General features: G+C 63.6%; 1 pseudogene. It reads right to left on the reverse strand.

What is annotated here, in order from left to right:
* Positions 1-607 (reverse strand): annotated as a pseudogene (locus tag AC0L2K_RS35005) (FAD-binding oxidoreductase); the annotation flags it as partial.
* Between the last annotated feature and the right edge of the window lie 3 nt (positions 608-610).

Consider the following 610-nt stretch of genomic DNA (forward strand, 5'->3'; position numbering starts at 1 on the left):
TGCAGCCGGAACCTGAAGCGGGTTATGACACCGAAATTCCCACCGCCACCGCGAATGCCCCAAAAAAGCTCCGGATCGATTGCTGCATCGATCCAGTTCACGCTTCCGTCGGCCATCATGATCTCGACCCCGATTAAGCTGTCGATCGTCAGCCCGTAGGCGCGGCTGACGCGGCCCATGCCACCGCCGAGGGTGAGACCGGCAACGCCCGTGTGAGAAACGACGCCCGCCGGAACCACGAACCCGCTTGGAACCGTCGCTGCATCCAGATCGCGAAGAAGCGCGCCGCCGCCGGCTTCCACGGTTCCGGCGGAGATGTCCAGCCGGGCTGAATTGAGAGATCGAGCAAAAGTCCGCCGTCACACGTCGAAAGGCCGGGCAGGCTGTGTCCGCCGCCTCGGATCGCCAGGACCCCATTGCAATTGGCCGCTACGTCGATCGCCTTCCGCACGTCATCGACATCCGCCGCACGCAATACCGCGGCCGGCCTGCGATCGGAGACACCGTTCCATACCTGCCGGGCTCGATCATAATCCGCGCTGCCGGGCGTGATCACAGGTCCGCGACACCCGATCGAGGCGAGTTGCTTCAATAGCAAGTCGGACATATG

This window comes from Mesorhizobium sp. WSM4817 (genome assembly GCF_055811135.1).